Source organism: Desulfovibrio sp. SGI.230, assembly GCF_050313065.1.
In the GTDB taxonomy this organism is placed as follows: Bacteria; Desulfobacterota; Desulfovibrionia; order Desulfovibrionales; family Desulfovibrionaceae; genus Desulfovibrio.
Genome location: NZ_JBNPKS010000029.1, coordinates 1 through 838 on the forward strand (window position 1 = coordinate 1; position 838 = coordinate 838).

Genomic DNA, 838 nt, shown 5'->3' on the forward strand with positions numbered 1-838 from the left:
AAGGGCGATGAGTAGTGCGGATTAGACCCGAAACCGGGTGATCTATCCATGAGCAGGTTGAAGCAAGGGTAAAACCTTGTGGAGGACCGAACCAATACCGGCTGAAAACGGTTTGGATGACTTGTGGATAGGGGTGAAAGGCCAATCAAACCCGGTGATAGCTGGTTCTCCCCGAAATATATTGAGGTATAGCCTCATGGATTGTCTACCGGAGGTAAAGCACTGACAGGGCTAGGGGTCCTACCAGATTACCAAACCCTATCAAACTCAGAATGCCGGTCAGATGTACCATGGGAGTCAGACGGCGGGTGCTAAGGTCCGTCGTCGAGAGGGTAAGAGCCCAGATCAACAGCTAAGGTCTCCAAATCTATGCTCAGTGGTTAAGGTGGTGACGTTGTAGAGACACCCAGGACGTTGGCTTAGAAGCAGCCATCGTTTAAAGAAAGCGTAATAGCTCACTGGTCTAATGACGTTGCGCCGAAAATGTAACGGGGCTAAGCATAGTACCGAAGCTTTGAATTCCGCATATGCGGTCTGGTAGGGGAGCGTTCTTCACGGGCTGAAGGTGTGTCGTAAGGCATGCTGGACTGTGGAGAAGTGATTATGCTGACATGAGTAACGATAAAACGGGTGAAAAACCCGTTCGCCGTAAACCCAAGGTTTTCCGGGTAAAGGTAATCTTCCCGGAGTTAGTCGGCCCCTAAGGCGAGGCTGAAAGGCGTAGCTGATGGGAAACGTGTTAATATTCACGTACTTGTGTGTTCGCGCGATGAAGGGACGCAGGAAGATAGGCAAGCCGGGCGCTGGTTGTCCCGGTGCAAGCGTGTAGGGATGAGAA

General features: G+C 51.3%; 1 rRNA gene. It reads left to right on the forward strand.

Features of this window, described 5'->3' with window-relative positions:
* Positions 1 to 838, forward strand: a 23S ribosomal RNA gene (locus ACQRAG_RS11750); the annotation flags it as partial.